The sequence below is a fragment of the Streptomyces sp. NPDC000941 genome (assembly GCF_053599555.1).
This window is the reverse complement of sequence record NZ_JBSFMM010000449.1, coordinates 1-3,587: the sequence shown is the minus strand read 5'-3', so window position 1 is coordinate 3,587 and position 3,587 is coordinate 1. Positions and strand designations below refer to the sequence as shown.

General features: G+C 68.2%; 2 protein-coding genes, 1 tRNA gene and 1 pseudogene. 2 read left to right on the top strand and 2 right to left on the bottom strand.

All coding sequences use genetic code 11. The features are described from left to right. Together ACWDSL_RS52520 and ACWDSL_RS52515 are read left to right on the top strand one after the other, a co-directional pair. Positions 1 to 374: pseudogene (locus ACWDSL_RS52520) on the top strand (hypothetical protein); the annotation flags it as partial. An 87-nt stretch (positions 375 to 461) separates the two neighbouring features. Beyond that, a tRNA-Ala gene (locus ACWDSL_RS52515) sits at positions 462 to 535 on the top strand. A gap of 186 nt (positions 536 to 721) precedes the next feature. Here ACWDSL_RS52515 and ACWDSL_RS52510 read toward each other — a convergent pair. Further along, the gene (locus ACWDSL_RS52510; protein WP_450496767.1) at positions 722 to 1,330 is read right to left on the bottom strand and encodes a site-specific integrase; all 609 of its coding nucleotides are present in this window, start codon (positions 1,328 to 1,330) and stop codon (positions 722 to 724) included. Positions 1,331 to 2,578: 1,248 nt separating this feature from the next. After that, entirely contained in the window at positions 2,579 to 3,016 is a 438-nt protein-coding gene (locus tag ACWDSL_RS52505) for a DUF6415 family natural product biosynthesis protein (protein ID WP_450496765.1), read from the bottom strand. Between the last annotated feature and the right edge of the window lie 571 nt (positions 3,017 to 3,587).

Below are 3,587 nucleotides of genomic sequence, written 5' to 3'. Positions count from 1 at the left end.
CCCGCCCGGCCCCGGCCGGCTCCCCGCACGCGGCGGGCCGCCGCGCCCTGGTCGAGCAGACCGACCACGCGGAGTGGGTGGACCAGCAGCGCGAGCGTGACCGTGGCCCGTCCACTGGCGAGAGCTGGGAGCCGGTGCCCGTCCCACTGCCCACCTACGTCACCGCGCCCGTAGCCCCCCGCGCCACCGGCAACGTCGACCTGGGCGCCCCCGACGCCTGGAGCTCCGCCCGCTCCAGCACCGCCGAACCCACCCACGCCCCCGACCCCGCCACTCACCAGCCCCCCGCTGCCCGCGCCCCTCGCGAGCGGGGCCGCACCCCCCTGTTCGACCAGTACGCGGACGAGGACCGCCCCCGCGCCGCCAACGAGTGACCCTGACCAGCGGGGACCGGTCCGGGGGCCGCGAGGAACGGATTTCCAAGCACCCCGGAGGGGATGCTAGAGTTTCACTCGCTGCAAGGGCCTGTGGCGCAGACTGGTAGCGCACCTCGTTCGCATCGAGGGGGTCAGGGGTTCAAATCCCCTCAGGTCCACACAGCTCAAAGCCCCCGCCGGGAAATCCGGCGGGGGCTTTTTGGTGCCGTACAGCAGCGAAATACAGCAGCTACTTCCGGCCCGTTGTCCCGCCCTCCGGCCTGTTGTCCCGCCCAGGTGCTTGCCGAGCTTCCGCAGCGCCCGACGGGTCGCCTCGGAGGGGACGTGGGTATACACCTCCATCGTCATGGCGATCTTGCTGTGCCGGAGGATCTGCATCGCGATGCGGGGTGCACGTCCAAGGCGGCGAGGAGCGACCCGCAGGTGTGCCGGGTGTCGTGCAGCCGGATGCCGCGTACGCCCGCCTTCGCCGACTGGGCGGTGAACTCCCGGTTGAAGTTCCTCGGCTCGATCGGTGTCCCGTACCGCGTGGTGAAGACGAAGTCCGAGTCCGACCACAGATCGCGGGCCGCTTGCTTGGCCGCTTCCTGCGCCTTCTGGCGGAGCTGCAACGCCGTGACGCAGATCTGGGGGAGGGGCAGGGTCGCCGTGGAAGCCTCCGTCTGCGTCTCGTCGTGCACCAGCTGGCGGTTGATGCGCTGCAACTGACGCTCCACGGTGATCTCTCCCGCGTCGAGATTGACGCTCTCCCAGGTCAGACCGAGGACTTCACCGCGCCGGAAGCCGAGGACCAGGATCAGCACGTATGCCGGATAAAGCGGGTCGCCTGCCTTCCGCGCCGCCTCCAGGAACGTCCGCGCCTCCTCCACCGACCACGGCTCGCGCTTCCGCTTCCGGCCGGAGCGGACCTTGACCAGAGCAGCCACGTTCTTCGTGATCAGCTCTTCCGTCATGGCGTTCGTGAGCGCCGAACGGAGAACGGCGCGGGCGTCCTGGACGGTACGCCGGGACGCGATTTCTTTACTGGATCAAGGCGGTCCGCTTGCGCGGGCCGCGCGCGCTGGCGGCCGGTGGCCGCCGCCCGCTCCTGTCTGCCGCCCCGCTCAGCGGCGCCCCCGGCCCACTCAGCGCGCCACCCCACACCAGCAACCCACCAGAGCCAGTCAGCACCTGGAACAGCCGCCCGCGGTGCTCCCGACGACCCCAGCGCAGACGCCGAAGCAGCAGCACGACCAGGACCACGCGCCCGAACTGCCAGCCGTCGAGGGACGGCTACACAGAGCGGCTTACATGGCCAGCCGTCCGCCGACTGCCGCCATCGCCGTTGTGCGCGCGAAGAGGCCAGCAGGGAGAGGGGGCGCCCAGCCGGGGGCATGTCGATCGTCGACCCTTGCCCGATGTGGCCGGCCGCCGTACTGCCACCGTCACGGATGCGAGAGCGTGAGCAGACCGCACTGCCCGGACGTGGCGGGCGGGGGGCAGCTGCTGCCGCGAAGTGGCTCAGGCCGCCATGGTCGCTGCGCGTCGGCGCGGGCATCGTCGTGGCTGAGCTGCGTGTCGTAGACACCCCCGTCACCGCCACCGCCGAGCCCACCGCGCCGCCTCCGCCTCGCACTCGTCACCACCCCTTTGCTTCGCCTGAACTCATCTGGGAATGGGCGGTGTCGAAGCGAGCACGACAACCACCCCGGTACCATCGGGCACCAGGGTCCTGAACAGGGACTCTCCGCCGGACCACCCCGGATGCTTGCAGGCGCAGGGGTGGTCCGGTCTTGTCTATGTGGTTGTTGTGCGCGGTCCGGCTCCCCGCCCGCCAAGCGGGTATGACGATGGCGGAGAGCCGGACCGCAGACGGCGAAGGGTCCAAGTCCGCCGTCATCCCTTGGGCGCAGTGGGCGTGACGTCTGCGAGACGGGCGAATGGACGGGGGCGCATGCCCGCCTCACAGCCACAACACCCAAGGGAGCAGGAGGGCGGGAGCTACCGGGTCCTTCCCGGGGACGGCAGCCCCCGCCCCGTCTTTGGACGGCGAACCACAGCCGAGCGGAGTGGGATGCCCTCGATGTTCAGCAATTGGTACAGCGCGTAGTACGAGATGCCGAACTTCTCGCGTATCTCCTTCACTTCCAGGCCATCGCGGTATGCCTCCAGAATCTGTTTCTTGGACGGCCCCCATTTCGCCGGTACACGGCGAGCCGTCGTCATCCCTTGCGTTCCGTTTGCAGGCCGGAGTTTTCGAGGAGGAAGCGGCAGGAGTAGCCCAATCCCTGTACGTGCGCCTTAGCCGACAGCAGACCGGAGCCGAGCCCGGTGCCCACCTCATAGGGGATGGAGCTGAGTTTGCTCGCCTTCCCGTACCACTCCACCGTGCCGTGGTTCAGGCGATCGATCCGCTTCCTCGCCAAGGGCGTCAGAGTCTCGATGTGCCCCACCAGAGCCTCACGCAGCTCGCACAGATCCTCGTACCGAGGAAGAGCCGAACTCTCCACCAGCGCTCGGCCGATCGACACTTTGATCTGTTCCACGTCCACCTTGTCAGCGCTCCCGGCAACCTCGATCGCGCCCACAGGTGGGTTGCGCGGGGGCTCTTCTTGCTGCTCGTCCTGCCGCTCACCCGCACGCTTCACCGCCTTGCCCATGCCTCACCCCGCATGCTTGCTCTCTGTCTGGCTTAGACATGGTGGGGCTACAGGACGTCCCATTGAAGGCCCCTCAGAGGACTAGAAGAGGACGTCTTGAGGACCTATCGGGATAGTCGCACAGGTGGGGGTCCTCAAATCGGCCTTCCAAAGCTACGGTGAACCGAGTTGACCCATCGAAAGCCGTGAGGAAATCCAGTGCCCAGGCCAGTAGGAAACGCGCGGCTGAAGGCCGCTCGGCAGGCAGCCGGATACGCGTCTCAGGAAGCGTTCGCCGAGGCGATCCGTAACACCGCGCCCCAACTCGGCATACGGTCGTTGCAGATCAGCGTCCGCCAGGTCCGCCGCTGGGAGTCAGCGAATCCACCATGGCCGCAGCCCGACGTTCAGCGTGTGCTGACGCACCTACTGGGCCAGCCCATCGAGGAACTGGGCTTCACCGCGCCATGGGGCCGGACGGGTCCGGCGCAGGAGGGGGGCGTTTCCCCTTGAGCGTGGACACCCTGATCATTGGATCGTGATGATCCATAGGACAGGAGTTCCCGTTGGGGACGTCGAAGTACTCGCCTGA

Coding starts and splice junctions, on each gene's coding strand:
- ACWDSL_RS52510 (WP_450496767.1), bottom strand. CDS start 1,330: ATGACGGAAGAGCTGATCACGAAGAACGTGGCTGCTCTGGTCAAGGTC.
- ACWDSL_RS52505 (WP_450496765.1), bottom strand. CDS start 3,016: ATGGGCAAGGCGGTGAAGCGTGCGGGTGAGCGGCAGGACGAGCAGCAA.